We start from the raw sequence: 20,706 nt of genomic DNA on the forward strand, positions 1-20,706 counted from the left end.
CTAACAGGTGTTATTATTGGGTGACGCAAGAATTTGACCTCTTGCGTTGGGTATACCGGAAAGAGTAGAGAAATTTACAGAAGAAAAGTTGCTTTATCGTTTAAGAGATCATGTTGAATTTGTTTGTATCTTTTTTCCAATGTAATCTGAGTCATATCAATTGCGATACCAACGATTGCAAAAACCTGATTCAATTCATCTTTAACCTGATAGATTCTCGAAAATATATTTTTTACTGCACCATCTGGTCTCTTGATGCGGAATTCAGCAGAAGCCTTTTCCTTTCCTTGCTGCATTCCTACAAAAAAAGCTTCGTAGGCCATTTTCTTATCTTCAGGAATAATGGCATCAAACCAATCGTTTGGATTTTTATATAGTGATTCGCTAGTTTTCCCCCAAATTTTCTCATAGGCTGGGCTGACATAGAGCACTTTGTTTAAATCAGGTGTATTTGTATAAAAGACAATTTCTATGTTCTCTGCAAATTGGTGAAATATTAATTCATTTTGTATGATTTCAGATTGAGCTGTTTTAAGTTCTTTTTCTTTACGATTAAGAATTATTGCGATTAGAGCAACCATAATTCCAATTATTGCAAAAAGTGTTGTGTGCCTCAGAACCCGCATACCAACTGGATCAATTAATCTGCTATTTTCTAAGAGAAATCCTATTTGAATTAATAAGGCTGGAATAACAATTGAGATTGGTATTACCCAGAGCATTAATAAAAAAGTCCTATTTCTCCTAAGTATGGTGCCAACGATGCCTGACTTTATATTTGTTAGTAAAATACTGATGCTGATTAATATAAATAAAAACATGCTTTGCATAGACATTGTTGTATATCGAGCAAAAGCAGATGCAGGATCTGCGCCATATAGATAATTAAATGCAGAAATAAGGGTTATTAATATAATGAACCAGGTAAAAATCTGGATCAGCCAAATTGATTTTGATTTTTTTAATATCAATACAAATGAAGCCCCGACAAGCAAGAAAGCAATTGCAACAGTCAATGCCATTTGTCCCGCGTTGAATGGGTTTTGGTTAAATAAACCAATAACTTTTAACATTAATGGATTACTCAAGCCGCTTATTAGCAATATGAAAATTGTCAGGGTATAGGAGATAACATCAGTAATAAATCCACGGTTTTTACTAGCTATAAACAACAGTACGAGTCCAGAAAAAACAAAACAAACGGCTGAACTTATACTTATATTGAACCAGAAGGATGGAAAATTGGTTAGCAAGTTGAAATTAAATAATGAATTAATAAACGATGACAGTGCTACCAAAATGGTAACAATTGCAGATGCTGTAATTATAAAACAACTGTTTTTTTGGAGCGTAATACTATTGCTTTCCATGCATCATAGTCCTTTTCTTTATTATAAATAATAGCATTAATGGTTGATTTTTGCTCAGTTAGCATATTGGCCAGCGAATTGGTATTTTTGTATTTTTTTATTACACAAGGAATGCAGGATGCCATTGCAACAGGTATCAGATATCACGACCGAAGTTATTGATCATCATGGCTTGGTAGCAGCGGTTAGTCGAGATTTAGGTATTGCTGAAAAGATTAACCGCTGCTACCAAGCCATGATGATTGTTTGAACTACACCATTAACGCTGGACTTTAAAAAGTCAAAAAATCCTGCCTTTTTCTTCTCCATTTCAACATCTCTTTAAATCAGCGATATTTAAACGTTTTTCTGTTAGTGATCTCTGTACATGACAAAAAACCTGTCATGCCCGCGCAGGCGGGCAACCATTTCTGGTTTGGCACAGAAGTAACTTAAGATAACTCGCTGCCATAGAATGAAAATCATATAATCTCGATCGTCAACAGGAGGTTATATACCCGTAATCTTTCAAAATGCGTGTTTTTAGGCGCCTTTATTTTTTGTCCTGCCGCATTTTAAAAAGCGAGTAATGGCTCATTCCCTTGCGAGTTTTTTAAAATGCGGCAGGGCGAAAAAGAAAAAGCATAAATCACGCATTTTGAAAGATTACGGGTATATAGAGTGTATCAGCGAGTTGAAGGATCGTTTAAATATGTATTTTGGCTGGAACAAGGCGAGAATGACATGTTTTGTAACTATGTTGCTTGCATTGCTTGCTTCGCGTACAGTTAATTTAAACCAATTGGCTTGTGTTGTATTCAGTGACGCCCTTCAAGCGTCAAGGCACCGTAGAATACAACGATTTTTTTCCGAATTTCCTTTGGATTACCATCAAATAGCAGGATTTATTTTTAAATTGTTTTTTGTGAGTGGCTGGTAGCAGCGGATTATCTTATGGAAAAATAACGATGATCCGGCAGGAAGTAATTTTTTTTAGCAACCAACCAGGATGGACAATGGAAGAACAGCAATATTAGGTTTACCTATTATCCAGTAAAAAATATGGAACTCTATATACCGGCATAACAAGTAACCTTGTGCAACGCATTTGGCAACACAAGGAAGGCTTGGCTGAAGGATTCACTAAAAAGTACAACGTTCATCATTTGGTTTATTATGAAATTCATTCTGATGTCTACGAAGCAATAACCAGAGAAAAACGCATCAAGAAGTGGAACCGACAATGGAAAATAAACCTTATCGAGCAAAACAACCCCCAGTGGCTTGATTTGGGCATCGGATTATTTTGATGGATGGTTGCCCGCCTGCGCGGGCATGACAGGTTTTTTGTCATGTACAGAAGTTAGTGATACGTTTTCCTTGTTTTGTCATGCTTGTACCTTTTATAATGGTTCGATTTTTATATTTGCATGGAGTTATTGTGAGTCTTAATGAAACTCAAGCATCTTTCTCAGCGTCAACTGCTATGCAAGATGGACGTTTGCGGAAAGCTCAGCTTAAGATGATTACGATGCTTCAAGCAATAGATTCTATTTGCGGCAAACATGGTTTTGATTATTGGTTGGAAGGCGGCACACTGTTGGGCGCCATACGCCACCAAGGTTTTATTCCCTGGGATGATGACTTGGATATATCCATGCCACGGGAAAGTTATGAAGCTTTTTTAAATATTGCCCCCCAAGAGCTGCCAAATCATATGTGGCTGCAAACAGCCCAAAGCGATCCCGGTTATTTTAATTTATCTGTACCTTTAAAAATTCGTGATTGCAATAGCCTTTTTATCGAAATGCACGAAACTGGCAATGAGCCCTATCAGAAAGGTATTTTCATCGATGTATTTGTTTATGATAAAATGTCAAATGATCAAAAAATAAGAACGTCCAAAAAATTTTTAGCCAAAAAATTACTTCGTTTATTGCAGCACAAATACAGTAGGAAGAGTTGCGGGCATTATGCAAGTTTGTATCGTTTTTTGTCTCGTTTTTTTTCCAAGTCACAGCTTGAAAAAAAATTAAATGCAATTATTACTGAAGCTCAATCTCTAGAAACTCCATATCTGGGCTATGGTTATGATTGTGTTAACACGAATCTGGTTTGTTATGAAGATATATATCCTTTAAAACGAGCCAATTTTGAAGATAATCAATTTAATATTCCAAATCGTTCTGAAGTCATTTTACAGCAGCTTTATGGGGATTATATGAGTTTACCTCCTCAAGCTTCACGGGTTATGAAACATTGCCGAACGTTAATTCCTGACTTAGGAGTTGAGTTATGAATATTAAACTTGTAATCTTTGATTTAGATGGCGTATTGGTTGACACCCGTGAGCATCACTATGTGGCTTTAAATCGAGCATTAGCGGAAGTTGACGAACGTTTTGTCATATCACCAAAAGCTCATTTACAATTATTTGATGGCTTAAGCACCAAACGCAAGCTTAGTTTATTAAGTGAGACTCTAGGACTAGACCCTAAGCTTCATGCCGACATCTGGGAAAAAAAACAACAGTTAACTTTTCAGGTAATTGATGAACTCATCGCGCCTGATGCAGAAATTAGCAGAGTTTTTAAACAGTTAAAACAGGATAATTTTAAGATTTATGTTTGTTCTAACTCTATTCGTGAGACGGTTAAGCAAATTTTGCTTAAAATGGAATTAATGCAGTATGTAGATTTCTTTATTTCCAATCAGGACGTCAATTCTCCTAAGCCCCATCCTGAAATGTATTGGTTAGCCATGATTAAAGAAAAAGTCTTACCCAAAGAAACCTTAATTGTTGAAGATTCTTATGTTGGCCGCACTGCTGCCATTTCTTCAGGCGCAAATTTATGCGCGGTAAAAAGTCCTGCCGACGTTTCTATTGCCAGAATATATGAGCATATGCAAAAAGAAGTGATTTCGGCAAAATGGACGGATGAAGCGATGAATGTGTTAATTCCCATGGCAGGAGCTGGAAGTCGTTTTATTAATTCAGGCTTTACATTCCCTAAACCTTTAATCTGTATTGGCGAGAAACCAATGATCCAATTGGTGGTAGAAAATTTAAATGTTTCTGCCAATTTTATTTTTGTTGTCCGTCGCGATCATTATAAAACCTATAATCTTGAGTCTATGCTTAAAATCATAGCTCCTGGCTGCAAAATAATCCTCACCGATGGCGTCACAGAAGGAGCCTGTTGCAGTACGCTTCTAGCAGAACAGTATATTGACAATGACTCGCCACTGTTGATTGCAAATTCAGATCAATACATTGAATGGGAAAGCGGTGCTTTTTTTCACGCTATGAACGCCCCTCACATTGACGGTGGCATTCTAACATTTGAAAGTAAGCACCCTAAGTGGAGTTACATTCGACTTGATGAGTATGGTAATGTCTCATTATTACGTGAGAAAGAGGTGATTTCTAATCAAGCAACGGCAGGAATTTATTACTGGACGAGAGGGTGTGATTATGTTCGTTATGCCAAAGAGATGATAGCTAAAAATATACGTGTGAACAATGAATTTTATGTGGCACCGGTCTATAACGAAGCTATTGCTAATGGTTTAAAATTTAAAAGTTATGCTGTTGATAAAATGTGGGGGCTAGGAACCCCTGAGGATTTACAGCATTTTCTAAATTATCACAATATTCAATCTCAACAACCCAATAGAATTTGTCAAACAACATCACCAGTTGAAGTATAAAAATAATTGAAGCCTATTATAAATAGACTTCATGGCTAACGTTTATTAACAAATATCCTATAGATGAGGTTTGGGGAACATTGATGGAATATTTATCTAATATTAATTGGCTAGGCGTGTTTTATGCCTTGGCGTTATTCATCATAGGCTTAATCGTTGCAAAACAAGTAAGTTCAATGGTAGAACGAGCCGTTACTAAGCGTTTCTCACGTCACCAAGCCTTAATCACTAGACGACTAATTTTTTACGCACTACTGTTTTTATTTGTCTTCTCAGCCTTACAGCAATTAGGATTTAAGCTCACGGTGTTATTGGGTGCGGCTGGGGTATTTACGGTTGCATTGAGTTTTGCGTCGCAAACGGCTGCCTCGAATTTAGTCAGTGGTATTTTTTTAATTTTTGAGTGTCCTTTTAAAGTAGGAGATACCATTAAAATTAAAGATCTTCTTGGTACCGTTGATTCCATTGACTTACTTTCCACAAAGATTCAAACGCCAGATAATATGCGAATACGTATACCTAATGAAACGATTGTGAAATCTGAAATTATTAATATGAGTTATTTTAAAACGAGAAGAATTGATATTTTGATTGGTGTTTCTTATAACAGTGATATAGAACATATAAAAAAAGTGCTGCTGCAATTGGCTCATGATAACCCAGAGGTCTTGGAGAATCCTATGCCGCAAGCAGTGATCAATAATTTTGCCGACTCAGCTATTGAAATTAAGTTCATGGCCTGGGCAGACACTAAAAAGTTCGTGAATGTAAGAAACCAATTAAATGATCAAATCAAACAACGATTTGATGAGGAACATATCGAAATACCTTATCCTCAGATTACCCTTCACCGGGCTGAATAATGGATCCCATTACGCAGGGAGCGCTTGGAGCGGCTTGTTCAGAAGCCATATTACACCCTTATGATAAAAAAAATGCCTGGATTGTCGGGGCCGTTGCAGGCATGGCGGCCGATTTGGATTTGTTGATCCGATCGTCTAATGATCCCATGCTCTTTTTAATTTATCACCGCCATTTTACGCACTCCTTGTTGTTTATACCTATAGGAGCCTTAATCGTTGGATTATTTTTTTTGTTGTTTTCTCGTTTTAGAGTGCATTGGCGACTAACGTTTTTGGCATCCTTCATTGGTTACGCAACTCACGCTATTTTGGATGCTTGCACCAGTTATGGAACGTTGTTATTTTGGCCATTTTCTACCCATCGTTACGCTTGGGATTTTATTTCCATTATAGATCCGTTCTTTACGTTTCCTTTAGTATTGGGTGTGGTTTGGACTCATGTTTTTAATGATCGCAAAGGCGTTTTATATGGTTTAGGACTAGCGTTGTTGTTTATACTGTTATCCATATTACAACATCATCGAGCGATAATAGCCTTGGAATCTTATGGCGAAACCCATCATCTCAATATGACAAAAGCGCGTGTCTTTCCGGCGTTAGCCAGTTCAACACACTGGAGAGGAGCGGGGTTTGTTCAGGATAAAATTTTATTGGCGGAAGTAATCACCCCGATTTTTTCAGAGAGTTTAGTGCGATCTGTAAGGCTTTATCCCGCGTTTAAGCGATCGGAGCTTTCGCAAACGATTTATCAATCAGGCCATCAGGCTAGAGATTTTAAAATCTTTGATTGGTTTACAGAGGGGTATTTAATAAAAGCTTATGATGAGCCGCTGGTCGTTGTCGATGCACGTTATATTTACGGGGTGCCTGTGCGCGCTTTATGGGGAATTCGATTTACTCCTGGTGCGCTTCATGTAGAAAGTGTACGTGATATTCAGCTTATGAATGGAGAACAGTTACCATGAGCATTGCGATTCTAGCGACTGGAGATGAACTTATCACAGGTGATACCTTAAACACCAATAGCCATGCTCTAGCTCATCGTCTTGCTACAGATGGTTTAACCCCAGGATTACAACTGACGTGTGGAGATGAAGAGCATGAAATCATGGCATGTCTTGGTTTTTTAACCCAGAGCGCCGATACAGTGATTCTAATAGGGGGGCTAGGACCGACATCGGATGATCGAACGCGTTTTGCGCTGGCTCGCTTTTTACAGCAGGATTTGGTAGAACACGAACAGGCTCTGCAACATATACAAGGTATTCTTTCTCGGGCTAATTTGACGATGAATTCGGGAAACCGTCAGCAAGCTCTTTTCCCGAGCGAAATGAACTTGTTACCAAATCCTTTTGGCACGGCTATGGGGGGAAAGCTCGCAACGCCTCATAAATGCTTTGTTCTTCTCCCCGGCCCTCCTCGAGAGTGCCTGCCAATGTTTGAGCAGTTTGTGTTGCCAGATCTGTTAAAAAACAAGCATAAAGCCAAAACATTACTAAAATGGCGGTTGTTTGGTGTCGCTGAGAGTGAAATTGCTGAACAGCTTGAAAAAGCTATCGCAGGGATTGATTGCGACGTAGGATATCGCTTAGATGTTCCTTATGTTGAATTTAAAATCCGTTGCCACCAAGAGCAGGTAAAAGCAGTCAAGGCGCTCATTGATCCGATGGTTACAGACTATATTATCGCTCCGCCCGAATATCGGGCTTCAGAGCTATTAAGACAACGCATTGTTGAGCTTGGAGATACGATTGAAATTCTAGACGATGCTACCGGTGGATCCCTGCAAATAGCACTTCAGCGTCCTGACAATTATCAAACGTTAACCTTTCACGAACGGGCCTCAAAATTACATTTTTATATTACGGGTTTACAGGAGTATTGGGAGGGGGTATCGACTCCAATCACGCAAGTAACGATTAAGTATCAAAATGATGGCCAGCAGGGCAGTGAAACGCATGAAATCCCTTACCGAAGTCCTTTAGTCTTAGAGTATGCGACAGAATGGTTATGCTTCCGATTGCTTCATCTCATCAATCAGCTGCATTAAGGCGTAACATAACGCTTCTGTACCAGCTTTGGTAACAGCAGAGATAGGAAACACTTTTCCTTGCCAATTTAAGCCAGCGCATATGGAATCGATACGGTTTTTAAGTTCTTCTTTATCGGTGATTGTGTCGATTTTATTTAATACCAACCAGCGGGGCTTGTTTAACAACGCAGGATCAAATGCTTTTAGCTCCGATAAAATGATATTTGCAGATTCTACGGGATCACTTCCGTCTACGGGAGAAACATCAATTACGTGTAATAACACACAGGTTCGAGATAAATGGCGCAAAAACTGATGTCCTAAGCCTGCGCCTTCTGCTGCTCCTTCAATCAGTCCTGGGATATCCGCCATCACAAAACTTTTAAGCGGAGAAACGCGGACAACGCCGAGATTAGGGTGAAGGGTGGTAAAAGGATAATCAGCTACTTTGGGTTTGGCGCTTGACACAGCGCGGATTAGGGTTGATTTGCCAGCATTTGGTAATCCAAGGAGGCCAACATCGGCTAATACCCGTAACTCGAGCCTAAGTTGTCTGAGTTCGCCAGGCGTGCCAGGAGAAGTCTGCCTAGGTGCTCGATTGACACTGCTTTTATACCGAGTATTACCCAGACCATGAAAACCACCTTGAGCGACTAAAATGCGCTCGCCAGGGTGTTTGATATCACCTAAAAGTTCGTCGGATTCCACATCAAAGATCATGGTGCCAACAGGAACTTGAATAATGAGATCGTTGCCTTTTTTACCAGTACAGTTTCCACCCATACCGTTTTCACCATTTTCAGCCTTGTATTGGCGCTGATAACGAAAATCAACCAGGGTATTTAAATCGCGGTTTCCTTCTAAGTAAACGCTACCTCCATCACCGCCATCGCCACCATCGGGCCCGCCGCGAGGAACGTATTTTTCACGTCTAAAACTCAGGCAGCCATTACCGCCCTTGCCGGCTTCAACTTTAATGGTTGCTTCATCTACGAATCGCATGGTTTAGGCTCTTAGACAGGTTATCTTATAGGAGGTTGCATTGCCATAATTCGACAATCGTCAATCTTCGCGCGATCATGTGCTGTTTATAGCCAAGCATATTATGACCGTGCGAAGCGAAGTATAGAATAATTGGTTAGATGCGATTAGCCTTCGTTGGCTTCACCAGCAACAGGGTCAATCATAACGAACTTGCGGTTTTGTGCGCCTTTGGTAGTGAATCGAACCAGACCAGATACTAATGCGAACAGGGTATGATCACGACCTAGCCCTACGCCTTCTCCAGCATGGAATTTCGTTCCTCTTTGACGAACAAGGATTTCGCCTGCATTCACCATTTGACCACCAAAGCGTTTAACCCCAAGATACTTTGGATTCGAGTCGCGGCCGTTACGCGTACTACCGCCTGCTTTTTTATGTGCCATTTCAATGTCCTCTTAAACGGGCAAACCAAAAATTAATAAAATTCGGGCTGCGCTTACTTCTTAATACCAGTTATTTTAACTTGAGTATAGTACTGTCTGTGACCCATTTGTTTCATGTGGTGCTTACGACGACGAAATTTAATAATTTTAACCTTTTTATGGCGGCCATGCTCCATGACTTCAGCTTGAACCTCAGCCTTGTCAACCAAAGGAGTTCCGCAAGTGACTTTATCACCATCGGTTAACATTAACACTTCATTAAATTGTACATTACTTCCAACATCAGCGGTGAGTTGTTCAATTTTTAGTACATCGCCTTCTTTAACGCGATATTGTTTACCGCCTGTTTTAATTACCGCATACATAATTCATTCTCCAACTCGCCAGATTGGCGTTTATGGGTTCAATAAAGGAGCACATTCTATAAAAATACCGTGACGACTTCAAGTTGTATTTAAAATATTGTATACTCCGCGCACTGTTATTTGAGGATTTCCTCAATTAATAGTCTGTAAAGCTCGGGCTTAGCAGAATCTACCCCTTTAGGGGCGTATTCTTTTATTAAAACGTTCGCGTTGAGAAGTGAATAGAGAACACGCCTAACCTGGTCGCAAGGTGTTTTGGGGATATGTTTTTTTTACGGAGACTTATATAATGTCAACAATTATTTTAGAAGCAGAAACCAGAAACGACATAGGGAAAGGTGCGAGCCGCCGCCTACGTCGTGAAGAAAATAAAGTGCCTGCTATCATCTATGGCGGTGATAAAGAGCCACAATCAATTCATTTGTTGCACAATAAAGTGCTTAAGGCCCTTGAAACCGAAAGCATTTTTTCTAGTGTGTTTGAATTAAAAATAGATGGCAAAAAAGAAAAAGTGATTTTAAAAGATTTGCAACGCCATCCTTATAAGCCAATTATTCAGCACATGGATTTACAACGCGTCAGCGCAAAAGACGTACTTGTTAAAATGGTTCCTATCCATTTTATAAACGAAGACAAAGCCAAAGGCGTTAAAGCTGGCGGTTTGGTTTCTCATACGATGAATCAGGTTGAAGTTCGATGCCAAGCAAAAGATCTTCCCGAGTACATTGAAGTTGATTTGGCTGATATGGAAATGGACGATGTAATCCACTTGTCTAACTTAAAACTGCCAAAAGCGGTTCAATTATCGATTGATCCAACCGAGGGTGGGCATGATCATGCTGTGGTTAGTATTCACGAACCACGTGTTGAGAGAGAACCTTCTCCAGAAGAAGAGACTCAAGAAGCTGAAGCAGCTCCTGAGTCTGAGTCTGATGAAGTTCAACCAGCTGGTGAAGAAAGTGAAGCATCAGGCGAAGAAAAACCTGAGTAATGTTCATTGGGTTGAGCGTTGTCGCTCAACCCAAATGTTTATTTAAAAAAATCACAAGTCACTAATTCATGGCCATCAAGCTCATTGTCGGTTTACAAAATCCAGGGGCCTCTTACGCTCAAACCCGCCATAACGCAGGCGGCTGGTTTGCCGAACAATTAGCGAGCGACTATAATCTTACCTTCAAACTTGAAAAAAAATTACATAGTCAATTAGCTCAGCTCGAACTGAATAATAACACCTGTAAAATTCTATTGCCCTTAACATTTATGAATCATAGCGGGTTGCCTATACGAGCCGTTGCACAGTTTTATCGCATCAAACCCGAAGAAATTTTAGTGGCGCATGATGAGTTGGATCTGCCAGCGGGTCGCCTTAAATTAAAAACAGGGGGCGGGCATGGCGGTCATAATGGATTGCGCGATACGATTCAACAATTAGGCAGCAACCATTTTCATCGTTTAAGGGTCGGAATCGGTCATCCTGGCCATAAAGAGCTTGTATTGAACTACGTGTTAGGCAAGCCAAGTTCGAACGAGCGCGAGGCGATTTTCAAAGCAATTGAACGGGCCATTGATGAAATACCAACTCTTTTAACTGGTAATATAGCTAAAGCGATGAATCATCTCAATGTAGGTGATTAAATGCGCGAATTCATTTTTTATAGAGGTTTTTATGGGATTTAAATGCGGTATTGTAGGGCTACCCAATGTTGGTAAATCAACACTGTTTAATGCGCTAACCCAAGCCGGAATTGAGGCGTCTAATTATCCTTTTTGTACAATTGAACCGAATGTGGGTATGGTTACCGTCCCTGATCCTCGTTTAAATGCATTAAGTGAAATCGTAACTCCCCAAAAAACTGTACCTGCGGTGATGCAATTTGTGGATATTGCGGGGCTTGTAAAAGGGGCTTCTAGCGGCGAAGGGCTAGGCAATCAGTTCTTAGCTAATATCCGCGAAACCGATGCCATTGCGCATGTGGTCCGTTGTTTTGATAATTCAGATGTGGTTCATGTTGAAGGGAAAGTGGATCCGATTGATGATATTGAAGTCATCAATACAGAGCTTGCCTTAGCCGATATGGAAACCGTGGAAAAAGCGCTGAATAAGGCTTTAAAGTTAAGTAAAAGTGGCAATAAAGAAGCGCAATTTGAAAAGACAACCTTAGAAAAAATAAAAGCCCATCTTGATGAAGGTTATCCTGTAAGAACATTAGAATTAATGCCCGACGAGGTTAGTGTTTGCCGAAGATTATTTTTATTAACTGCAAAACCCGTACTTTATATCGCAAACGTAGATGATAATGGCTATGAACATAATCCTCATTTAAATCGTGTGAAGGAATTAGCATTGGAAGAGCAGGCCGAAGTGGTGGCTTTGTGCGCCGCCACGGAAGCTGAACTTATCGAACTTGATGAAGAAGAACGCCTCGAATTCATGCACGATCTCGGGTTAAGTGAACCTGGTTTGCATCGAGTGATTCGTGCAGGCTATAAGCTCCTTGGATTACAAACGTATTTCACTGCTGGAGTTAAAGAAGTCAGGGCTTGGACCATCAAACAAGGCGCGACAGCCCCCGAAGCCGCCGGTGTGATTCACACCGATTTTGAAAAAGGATTCATACGTGCTGAAGTCATTGCTTACGATGATTTTATTGCATGTCGAGGCGAACAAGGGGCTAAAGAAGCTGGGAAGCTACGCTTGGAAGGTAAAGAGTACATCGTGAAAGACGGCGATGTTATGCATTTTCGGTTTAATGTTTAACTCACCGAATGTTCGCTTTTCTTCTTTGATAGTTTTAAACGGCTTGCGTTGTTCATAACCTTCTCTCTAAGTGGCCCGATTTATTCGGGCCATCTAGCAAAAAAATCAACCCTTGGGAAACAAAGTATGCATTGAATCATCCTTTGTCCCTTGCTAAAGTGTACTCATTCTTTTTGACCCCTCTAAATCAATGGACCATGCTGCTGAGATAAAACGATTAAGCGTTGGGTTTAAAACCAAGAAAAAAACCATCGTTGCAGTTGAAGACGTGGGGTTTGAGCTTTATCCTGGTGAAACACTCGCATTGCTTGGCGAGTCAGGATGCGGGAAGTCACTGACCTCACTGGCCTTAATGCGTCTTTTACCACTTTATGGTGTTTACGGTAAGCATAGTGAAGTTAATTGCGATGGGGTTAATTTACTAAATCTTCCGGAACAACGCATACGTTCGTTTCGCGGTCGAAAGCTCGCAATGATTTTTCAAGAGCCGATGACCGCGCTCAATCCAGTGCTAACCATCGGTCAGCAATTAACGGAAGCCTTAAGACAGCATCAGTCCTTAAGTAAATCCGAGCTACAAAAACGTGCGGTTGAGTTATTAACAGAAGTTGAAATGCCACTTCCTAAGCAAAGGCTCAAACAATATCCTCATCAACTATCGGGCGGTCAAAAGCAGCGGATTGTCATTGCGATGGCATTAGCGTGTAATCCTGAAATATTAATTGCCGATGAACCAACAACGGCCCTTGATGTAACCATTCAAGCGCAAATTCTTTCCTTATTAAAAAAATTACAAAAACGTCATCAAATGAGTTTGCTGCTCATCACCCATGATTTAACGGTGGTGAAGGCCACCGCCGATCGCGTGTGCGTGATGTATGCAGGTCAAATTGTTGAAACAGCGACGGTAAACGAATTTTTTAAACAGCCGCTGCACCCTTATTCACAAGAATTATTGGTATCCGTGCCTTCCATTGCAAAGCGCGGACAGCGATTGCATACCATTAAAGGATCCGTACCATCTTTAGATGCGATGCCTACGGGCTGTCGTTTTCATCCTCGTTGTGTCCATGTGTTTGAGCCTTGCGCGGATATTGAACCAGCGTTACAACCGATTGAGAAACGATCGGTGCGCTGTCATCTTTATCCAGAACGCACTAGTCCACCAGATTTGCCTGAAAAAAAAGAAACTTGGTCAGAACATAAGAATCATGATGAAACCATTCTTGAAGTTAACAATATGGTCGTTGAATTTGTTTCAGGCAGTGTTTTAAAAGGAAATCGAGTTTTATTTAAAGCAGTTGACGGGGTTTCATTTCAAATCAAAAAGGGCAAAACATTAGCTTTAGTCGGTGAATCGGGCTGTGGAAAAACGACGATTGCTCGAACGATTATGCAGTTGCAGCCTATTACCTCTGGAGAAGTTATTTTTCAGAATCAAAACGCCACGCATCTAAAAGGCCATTTATTGCGTCAGTTTCGTAAAAAAGTACAGATTATTTTTCAAGATCCCTATTCTTCCATGAACCCGAGATGGACTATTGATGAAATCTTAGCGGAAGGCATGCGTGCACAAGGTCTTAGACAACGAGAGATTAAGAAAAAACAGTTAACCTTACTAGAGCAAGTTAATCTTCCTTCCAACTGCTTGTCGCGATACCCTCACCAATTTTCTGGCGGCCAACGACAGCGAATCTGCATCGCAAGAGCTCTGGCAACGGAACCTGAGCTTCTCATTTGCGATGAACCCACCAGCGCGCTTGATATCTCTGTACAAGCTCAAATTATCAATCTTTTGAAGGACTTACAGCATGCGCAAGGATTGTCTTATTTATTTATTACCCACAATATGGCGATTGTTGCTTATCTTGCTGATGACGTGTTTGTGATGAAAGCAGGTAAAAAAGTTGAAGAAGGCCCTTCCCATGAAGTATTTCAAAACCCTAAAGAACCTTATACTCGTAAATTATTGGATAGCGTGTTACCCAATTAGGAATGTCCTAATTTAACCTAGCACAAAAAATGTACAAATGTATTTCATATTTCGTTAAGAATCCCTCTGTATACTTATTAATATGTGTAACAATATCATTTTATGAGCAATTTCCATGGTTACGAAATTAAAAAAGTACCAAATTACGTACGATCAGGTTCCTAAAACATTTGGTCTACCAGAAACTCTTTATCTGAATCCTGCGGTTGATGCTTTACCAGAGAATGAAGCGCTATATTCAGAAGAGCAAAGAACGATGCTTAATAATTTTTTAAGCGTCATAAAAAAAGATTTACCTAGAACCAGTTACGTTGATTTTGGTGGTAAAACCGTGGAGGATCTAAAATCATTCTGGGTGGCAACATCTCCCTATGGATCTAAATTAGCGCCTGGTGTGTACCCTGGTTATACCCAAGGTAATTTCACGGGGGGCATAGTGGGTGAAGTGATTTACAAATATTATCTGAGTATGCCATTAATCAATAATAATCCTGATCTAATTAATGAGTTAAACAAAGTACAAGTAATCTTAAGTTTTTCTTATATCAATGCCGATGGCAAACCGGCTGGATTTTCACTGGTGGCCTTACTTAATGATCTAACGCCGGATAAAAAAGAAAAAGGCTGGATTATTACAACCTTGCAAAATGCAACAGCGGCACCTGAGGATCGCGCAGTCCAGGTCTTTGCAACTGATAATTTTGTGCCGGGCAAGGGGCAATCTGAAATAGTTGTGGATGGGTTTGATTCGTTTTCAAGTGGGCTTCGGCAAGCCATTAATAATGATAAGATATTTCATCTAATTTCAGTCATATTCAATCCTGATGGCTCGATTAATGCAGAAGCGTTACGTGCATTAGAACAGCGAATTCCTACAGGAAAAAATATTGATAATCGTGACTATAAACAAGCTGAGTTAAGATTGCTGTTGGGTTTGGCTGATGAAGATAAACGCGAAACATTATCCGCAAGAATAAACCAAGCGATCGAGAAAGATATTCATTTTTTCAAAGATGAACGGTATGAACGTTATTTAAATACGCTTTTGGAAGCATTAACGACGGATTTACAATCGTCGCCAGTACAACTCCGACAAGCCATGAAAGCGTTTATTAAAGAAACGGCAACGAAAGCCACGAAGGTAGAACTGTTCGCAATGGAAAAACATGTGAGTCTGCAATCAGTTCCTTCATATAAGCAGTTGACCACTCAAATTCCTGACCAAATTAACAAGCTACGTGAGCACTTAAAAGCAATTGAATCACCAACCATCAGCAAGCAAACCTTTTTACGCCGAAACCTAAGTGCTTTAGGTAAAGGGCTATTGGTTGGTCTTTTGGTAGGCATTGGCGTCGCGTTATCACTAACGGGAGTTCTTGCGCCTATAGGTATTGCTATTGCTGCTGCAGCTACAGCGCTTGTTGTTGGCGGCGTTTCTTCTGGAATAATGATCAATCAAAATGAACAACGTTTTGCAGCAGAGAATCGCCGGTATCAAAAGACGATTACGGCTATTAAAGAGAGGGCCCTCTCTCAGCAAGATAACTTGATTCAGAACTGTATTTATGAAATAGAGCAACCATCACAGATGGCCGATGAAGGCGTTGCGAGCACTTTAGGATCAGTAAGTGATTGTACAGAACTCTCTATCGAAGAATTGCCTGGCCTACACACATCTGCTTCAGGCAGTTTTTCATCCACACATTCCAATGAAGTTTTCACTGAATCAACGCCAACTTCTATCGCTTCAAGCTCCCAAGGCTCTGCCTTATCACCTGAAACTTCTCAAATGCCAAGTTTTTTAAAAGGAATTCGGTCTAAAAAACTTAATCCCCAAACTGTAGCTCATGCTCTGTGGCGAAAAGATGAAGACGCTGAAGCGACAAAAAAATCGTTGCAGACATTTTCCCTATGGGCTCAAGAGAAAAAGCTTCCATTTGGTGAGAAAGAAGTCAAAGAAGTGCTAGCTAAGACTTATCAATGAAACTCAAATCAACTGCGCTCGAAACCCTCACTCCTTCACCTTCTCCATTCTAGGATGAAGAAGGATCAGTTGAGGAGGCCCGTTTTAACGAAGCTTATTTAAAAACGACTCAACCTCATTAAGTGGGATAGTACTACTCGTTTCATCTTGACGTGCTTTATATTCAATGACTCCCGCCTCTAACTGTTTATCGCTCACCACTATGCGGTGCGGGATACCCATTAAATCATTATCGGCAAATAAAACTCCCGCTCGTTCATTACGATCATCAAGCATTACATCAATGCCCTTATCCAAACAATCTTGATATAACGCTTCTGCTTTTTCTTTAACGACAAGTGAACGATGATGATTTATCGGGATGATGACTAGCTGAAATGGGGCAATAGAAGTAGGCCAACGGATGCCGCGATCATCGTGATGCTGTTCAATGGCGGCCGCCACCACGCGAGAAATTCCTAAGCCATAACACCCCATTAACATGGTTTGCAATTGTCCTTCTTCATTGACTACAGACGCTTTCATTGCCTTGGCATATTTATCCCCTAATTGAAACACATGGCCTACTTCAATTCCTCGGCATGCAAGCAGTGTACCTTGGCCGTCGGGACTATGATCACCGACTTTAACGTTTCTTAAGTCATAGATATCGGTAGGTTGGACATCACGGTCCCAAGAAGCATGACGATAATGATATCCTGATTCATTCGCTCCACAGACAAATTCTTCTAACGCCATGGCATGATGATCGACGATAACTGGAATCGATAACTTAACTGGACCAATGGATCCTACCGGTGCCTTAAGAGTATTTAAAATGTCTTTTTCATCTGCAAAGGTTAAAGGCGACTGAACAAGAGGATGTTTAGCGGCTTTTACTTCATTTAATTCATCATTGCCCTTCAACACTAAAGCAACCAAGGGGTGCTCTTTGCCATGAACGACCAATGTCTTAACCGTTTGCCCAACGGGAATATCTAACAATTCGGCAACCTCACGATTGGTTTTCTGATGAGGTGTGGCTACTTTTTCTATAGGACTCGAGGAAACTTGAGTGGCTTTAGGAGGAGTGAGGCTTGTTGCTTGTTCAATGTTCGCAGCATAATCGCTGTGATCACTGTAAAAAATTAAATCTTCTCCTGATTCTGCCAGAACTTGAAATTCATGCGAAGCTGATCCGCCAATAGCTCCAGTATCGGCTTCTACGGCTCGGTATTTTAGGCCCAATCGATCAAAAATTCGGCAATAAGCATCATACATTGCCTCATAAGTGTTTTGCAGCGAGTCTTGATCCAGGTGAAAGGAGTAAGCGTCTTTCATGAGAAATTCGCGCGCGCGCATTACTCCGAATCGAGGCCGGATTTCATCACGAAATTTGGTTTGAATTTGATAAAAGTTAACGGGAAGTTGTTTATAAGAGCGCAATTCATTCCGCATGATGTCCGTAATCACTTCCTCATGAGTGGGACCAAAGCAATAATCACGCCCACTGCTGTCTTTCATGGTCAATAATTGTCCGCCGAAGGTTTCCCAGCGCCCGGTTTCTTGCCAAAGTTCCGCAGGTTGAACGGCGGGCATCAGCATTTCCATAGCCCCAGTACGATTCATCTCTTCACGGACAATTTGTTCTACCTTTTGTAAGACTTTCAAACCCGTTGGCATCCAGGTATAAAGGCCAGATCCGAGTTTGCGAATCATGCCTGAGCGTATCATCAATTGATGGGAAACGATTTCAGCGTCAGTGGGGGTTTCTTTGACGGTGGCGTGTAACCATTGCGACGCTCGCATATATTCTCCTGAATTATTTTTATAATTTACGTGAATTCGCCCTAATTTAATGCCTCTGCTTCTAATGTTTTAGGCTCGTTTCGTTTTGCATCTTTTTTAGCGTATTCGATAATTTGTTGCAAATGGGGTGCTAGAGGTTCGCCCTGTTTTTTATTAAGAAGCAATACCTCTCTAGAGAAATCCTTAAAGTGAACGACGCCACTGCTTACATCATAGAGCGCTCCGACCATACCAATTGCCTTTTGATCAAGAAGGTTCCTTAAAATGCTACTCGTTTTATAGATTTGATTAAGGGTGTTGGCAATATTTAGCTCGGTAACGTTATGAAGAAAATCTATATTGTTACTCGTACGATTATAAGTAGAGACTTGTTCAGCTTGAATGGCCGGTTCAATCTTAGCGAGCAACTGAGTAATGTGGCCTTCCTGAATGTGATCACATGCCGCTTGAATTGTTCCGCAGCGAGTATGGCCCAGTACAACAATTAATTTAGCTCCAGCAATATGGCAGGCGTACTCCATAGAAGCCAACACATCCGGGTTAATAACATTCCCTCCGACGCGTATACAGAATAGATCACCAAAACTCATGTCAAAAATAGTTTCAACTGGTACGCGGGAATCGATACAGCCCAGCACGACCGCGATAGGATGTTGGGTGGATGCGGTGTCTTTAACATCCACTTTGACGCTGCGATGAATACAAGTATCATTTAAGAAGCGCTGATTACCTTCTTTTAAAATGTTTAACACTCGTTGTGGTGTTAGCATCGATTGGACGTCATAAGTCGTTACATTAATAAAATCAACGTAATTGTGAATATCGTAGTGATCTTTAAAGCCGATAAGATTTAAAGCAATTTGTTTATGAGGCGCTTGTTCGGATTTAAAGTCATTTATAAATTCAATAATTTCCTTATCAATATAATCGGAATAGCGTGCGTCGATAATCAACTGTGAGTTTCTTGGAATAGAATCTAATTCAGCCACCAACGAAGCTTTATTAAGAAAGGTGGTTTGTTGCGGCAATATCAAGCGGTTGATAACTCCATTCGGATAACGTTCTTTAATAATGTCAATACGAACTTGGCTGTTTGATTTCAATATATAAAACAAACTGACGCACAGTCCAATTAAGATGCCTGCGAGTAAATTAAAGACGACAATGCAAATTAACGTGGTGATAAAAGGAATAAATCGATCCCAGCCTTGTCGGTAAATATTTAAGTAAATTCTTGGATTGGTTAATTTATAACCCGTATAAATAAGAATTGCCGCTAAGGATGAAAGAGGGATTTTGTTTAGCATCTGCGGTATCAACATCACCGCAAACAGAATAAAAAATCCATGCAAAATGGATGAGATTTTTGTTTTCGCTCCCGCTTGGATGTTAACTGATGTGCGAACAATGACGGAAGTAATAGGAATACCACCGATAAGACCGGAGACAAGATTACCGCAACCTTGAGCCACGAGTTCTCGATCTTTAGAGCAATAACGACGTTTTTTGTCCAATCGCTCACCGGCTTTAATATTTAGTAAGCTTTCTAAGGAGGCAACGGTAGCTAAAACAAAAGCGTACAAATAAACTTTTGGGTTTGTGAATGCCGCCCAGTTTGGCGAACTGAGTTGTGAAAAGAAATCGGCAATGCCGTCATTTTCAGGGATATTCACTAGCTGCGGACTATTTTGAGCCAAATAGGAGTCGGTTAACACAAACAATTCATTTAAGATGATACCCATAATGACGACGACGATGGGTCCTGGAATAACCTTTAGAAATCTAATTTTGGTTTTGCTGAAATAAATCAGTAAGGCCAATGAGGTCAAAGAAATGATTAAAGCGCCGCTGTTTATATGATAAGACAACTCATATAAAGGGTGGATGCTGATTCCTTCGGTGGTTTCCAGTAAGTTCTGCTTCAGTTCTGCAAGGCTAGAGGATAGGGTAAATGCTAAAGGTAATTGTTTAATGATAAGCAGAATTCCAATGGCGCACAGCAGGCCTTGTATTACGTTTGATGGAATATAATCTGCGATAAACCCTGCGCGTAAGCTCCCGACGATGATTTGTAAGGCACCAGCCAAAGTTAGTGCTAACAAAAACGTGTTAAAATCTCCAAGTTGGGAAAGGGCAGCCAGCACAACGGCCGCCATTCCTGCTGCCGGGCCACTCACGCTAACATGAGAACCGCTGAGCATTCCCACAATGATTCCACCCACGATTCCACTAATAATTCCAGAGAAAAGCGGAGCGCCAGAAGCAAGCGCGATTCCTAAACATAAAGGAATTGCAACTAAAAAAACCACAATGGCTGCAATGAAATCAAATTTTAAATTTCTTCTCTTGTAAATTCGGAATTTACGATACTGATTGTTTAGCATATAGTTCATTGAGTGGCTAGCTTGTAAATTATAGATTCAGTATTCTATACTA

The 20,706-nt window shown here is 40.5% G+C and carries 17 protein-coding genes and 1 pseudogene; 12 read left to right on the forward strand and 6 right to left on the reverse strand.

What is annotated here, in order from left to right; all coding sequences use genetic code 11:
• Window positions 1–74: 74 nt before the first annotated feature.
• The gene (locus E1O47_RS09520) at window positions 75–1,370 is read right to left on the reverse strand and encodes a PAS domain-containing protein (RefSeq protein ID WP_133131028.1); all 1,296 of its coding nucleotides are present in this window, start codon (window positions 1,368–1,370) and stop codon (window positions 75–77) included.
• 118 nt (window positions 1,371–1,488) lie between these two features.
• Between E1O47_RS09520 and E1O47_RS12540 the strand changes: the two genes are divergently transcribed.
• The 7 genes and pseudogenes from E1O47_RS12540 (at window position 1,489) to E1O47_RS09550 (ending at window position 7,973) form a co-directional block, all read left to right on the forward strand.
• The gene (locus E1O47_RS12540) at window positions 1,489–1,620 is read left to right on the forward strand and encodes a DUF4277 domain-containing protein (protein WP_165475095.1); all 132 of its coding nucleotides are present in this window, start codon (window positions 1,489–1,491) and stop codon (window positions 1,618–1,620) included.
• A gap of 745 nt (window positions 1,621–2,365) precedes the next feature.
• Window positions 2,366–2,659: pseudogene (locus E1O47_RS09525) on the forward strand (GIY-YIG nuclease family protein).
• A gap of 131 nt (window positions 2,660–2,790) precedes the next feature.
• On the forward strand, window positions 2,791–3,648 hold the full coding sequence (locus E1O47_RS09530) for a LicD family protein (protein ID WP_242602093.1): 858 nt from the start codon (window positions 2,791–2,793) through the stop codon (window positions 3,646–3,648).
• Window positions 3,645–5,060 carry an HAD-IA family hydrolase gene (locus tag E1O47_RS09535; protein WP_133131029.1) on the forward strand — a complete coding sequence of 472 codons (1,416 nt, stop codon included), beginning with the start codon at window positions 3,645–3,647 and terminating at the stop codon, window positions 5,058–5,060. The genes E1O47_RS09530 and E1O47_RS09535 overlap by 4 nt, the downstream gene beginning before the upstream one ends.
• An 83-nt stretch (window positions 5,061–5,143) precedes the next feature.
• Entirely contained in the window at window positions 5,144–5,923 is a 780-nt protein-coding gene (locus tag E1O47_RS09540) for a mechanosensitive ion channel family protein (RefSeq protein ID WP_133131030.1), read from the forward strand.
• Complete coding sequence (locus E1O47_RS09545) at window positions 5,923–6,888, forward strand: metal-dependent hydrolase (protein WP_133131031.1); 966 nt, start codon at window positions 5,923–5,925, stop codon at window positions 6,886–6,888. The genes E1O47_RS09540 and E1O47_RS09545 overlap by 1 nt, the downstream gene beginning before the upstream one ends.
• Window positions 6,885–7,973 (forward strand): competence/damage-inducible protein A, encoded by a 1,089-nt coding sequence (locus E1O47_RS09550; RefSeq protein ID WP_133131032.1) that lies wholly within the window; start codon window positions 6,885–6,887, stop codon window positions 7,971–7,973. The genes E1O47_RS09545 and E1O47_RS09550 overlap by 4 nt, the downstream gene beginning before the upstream one ends.
• On the opposite strand, the gene cgtA is transcribed toward E1O47_RS09550, so the two are convergent.
• The 3 genes from cgtA to rplU all read right to left on the reverse strand — a co-directional run bounded on the left by cgtA (window position 7,932) and on the right by rplU (window position 9,747).
• Window positions 7,932–8,957, reverse strand: coding sequence for an Obg family GTPase CgtA (gene cgtA / locus E1O47_RS09555; RefSeq protein WP_133131033.1), 1,026 nt, complete (start codon window positions 8,955–8,957; stop codon window positions 7,932–7,934). The two genes, E1O47_RS09550 and cgtA, sit on opposite strands and share 42 nt — an antisense overlap.
• A 146-nt stretch (window positions 8,958–9,103) precedes the next feature.
• Complete coding sequence (rpmA, locus tag E1O47_RS09560) at window positions 9,104–9,382, reverse strand: 50S ribosomal protein L27 (protein WP_133131034.1); 279 nt, start codon at window positions 9,380–9,382, stop codon at window positions 9,104–9,106.
• Between the two features lie 53 nt (window positions 9,383–9,435).
• Complete coding sequence (gene rplU, locus E1O47_RS09565; RefSeq protein ID WP_133131035.1) at window positions 9,436–9,747, reverse strand: 50S ribosomal protein L21; 312 nt, start codon at window positions 9,745–9,747, stop codon at window positions 9,436–9,438.
• A gap of 289 nt (window positions 9,748–10,036) precedes the next feature.
• Here rplU and E1O47_RS09570 point away from each other — a divergent pair, with 289 nt between their 5' ends.
• The 5 genes from E1O47_RS09570 to E1O47_RS09590 all read left to right on the forward strand — a co-directional run bounded on the left by E1O47_RS09570 (window position 10,037) and on the right by E1O47_RS09590 (window position 16,482).
• A complete protein-coding gene (locus E1O47_RS09570) occupies window positions 10,037–10,738 on the forward strand; it encodes a 50S ribosomal protein L25/general stress protein Ctc (RefSeq protein WP_133131036.1) in 702 nt (233 codons plus the stop codon).
• A 68-nt stretch (window positions 10,739–10,806) separates the two neighbouring features.
• On the forward strand, window positions 10,807–11,382 hold the full coding sequence (pth, locus tag E1O47_RS09575; RefSeq protein ID WP_133131037.1) for an aminoacyl-tRNA hydrolase: 576 nt from the start codon (window positions 10,807–10,809) through the stop codon (window positions 11,380–11,382).
• Window positions 11,383–11,413: 31 nt separating this feature from the next.
• Complete coding sequence (ychF, locus tag E1O47_RS09580; RefSeq protein ID WP_133131038.1) at window positions 11,414–12,505, forward strand: redox-regulated ATPase YchF; 1,092 nt, start codon at window positions 11,414–11,416, stop codon at window positions 12,503–12,505.
• Between the two features lie 190 nt (window positions 12,506–12,695).
• Complete coding sequence (locus tag E1O47_RS09585; RefSeq protein ID WP_133131039.1) at window positions 12,696–14,498, forward strand: ABC transporter ATP-binding protein; 1,803 nt, start codon at window positions 12,696–12,698, stop codon at window positions 14,496–14,498.
• A 115-nt stretch (window positions 14,499–14,613) separates the two neighbouring features.
• On the forward strand, window positions 14,614–16,482 hold the full coding sequence (locus E1O47_RS09590; RefSeq protein WP_133131040.1) for a hypothetical protein: 1,869 nt from the start codon (window positions 14,614–14,616) through the stop codon (window positions 16,480–16,482).
• A gap of 84 nt (window positions 16,483–16,566) precedes the next feature.
• Here the strand turns inward: E1O47_RS09590 and E1O47_RS09595 are convergent, their stop codons facing one another.
• Window positions 16,567–18,270, reverse strand: a complete 1,704-nt coding sequence (locus E1O47_RS09595; RefSeq protein ID WP_133131041.1) for a proline--tRNA ligase — start codon at window positions 18,268–18,270, stop codon at window positions 16,567–16,569.
• A gap of 41 nt (window positions 18,271–18,311) precedes the next feature.
• Window positions 18,312–20,654 (reverse strand): bifunctional SulP family inorganic anion transporter/carbonic anhydrase, encoded by a 2,343-nt coding sequence (locus E1O47_RS09600; RefSeq protein WP_479724352.1) that lies wholly within the window; start codon window positions 20,652–20,654, stop codon window positions 18,312–18,314.
• Window positions 20,655–20,706: the final 52 nt, after the last annotated feature.

Source organism: Legionella yabuuchiae (genome assembly GCF_900640115.1).
Classification (GTDB): Bacteria; Pseudomonadota; Gammaproteobacteria; order Legionellales; family Legionellaceae; genus Legionella_A; species Legionella_A yabuuchiae.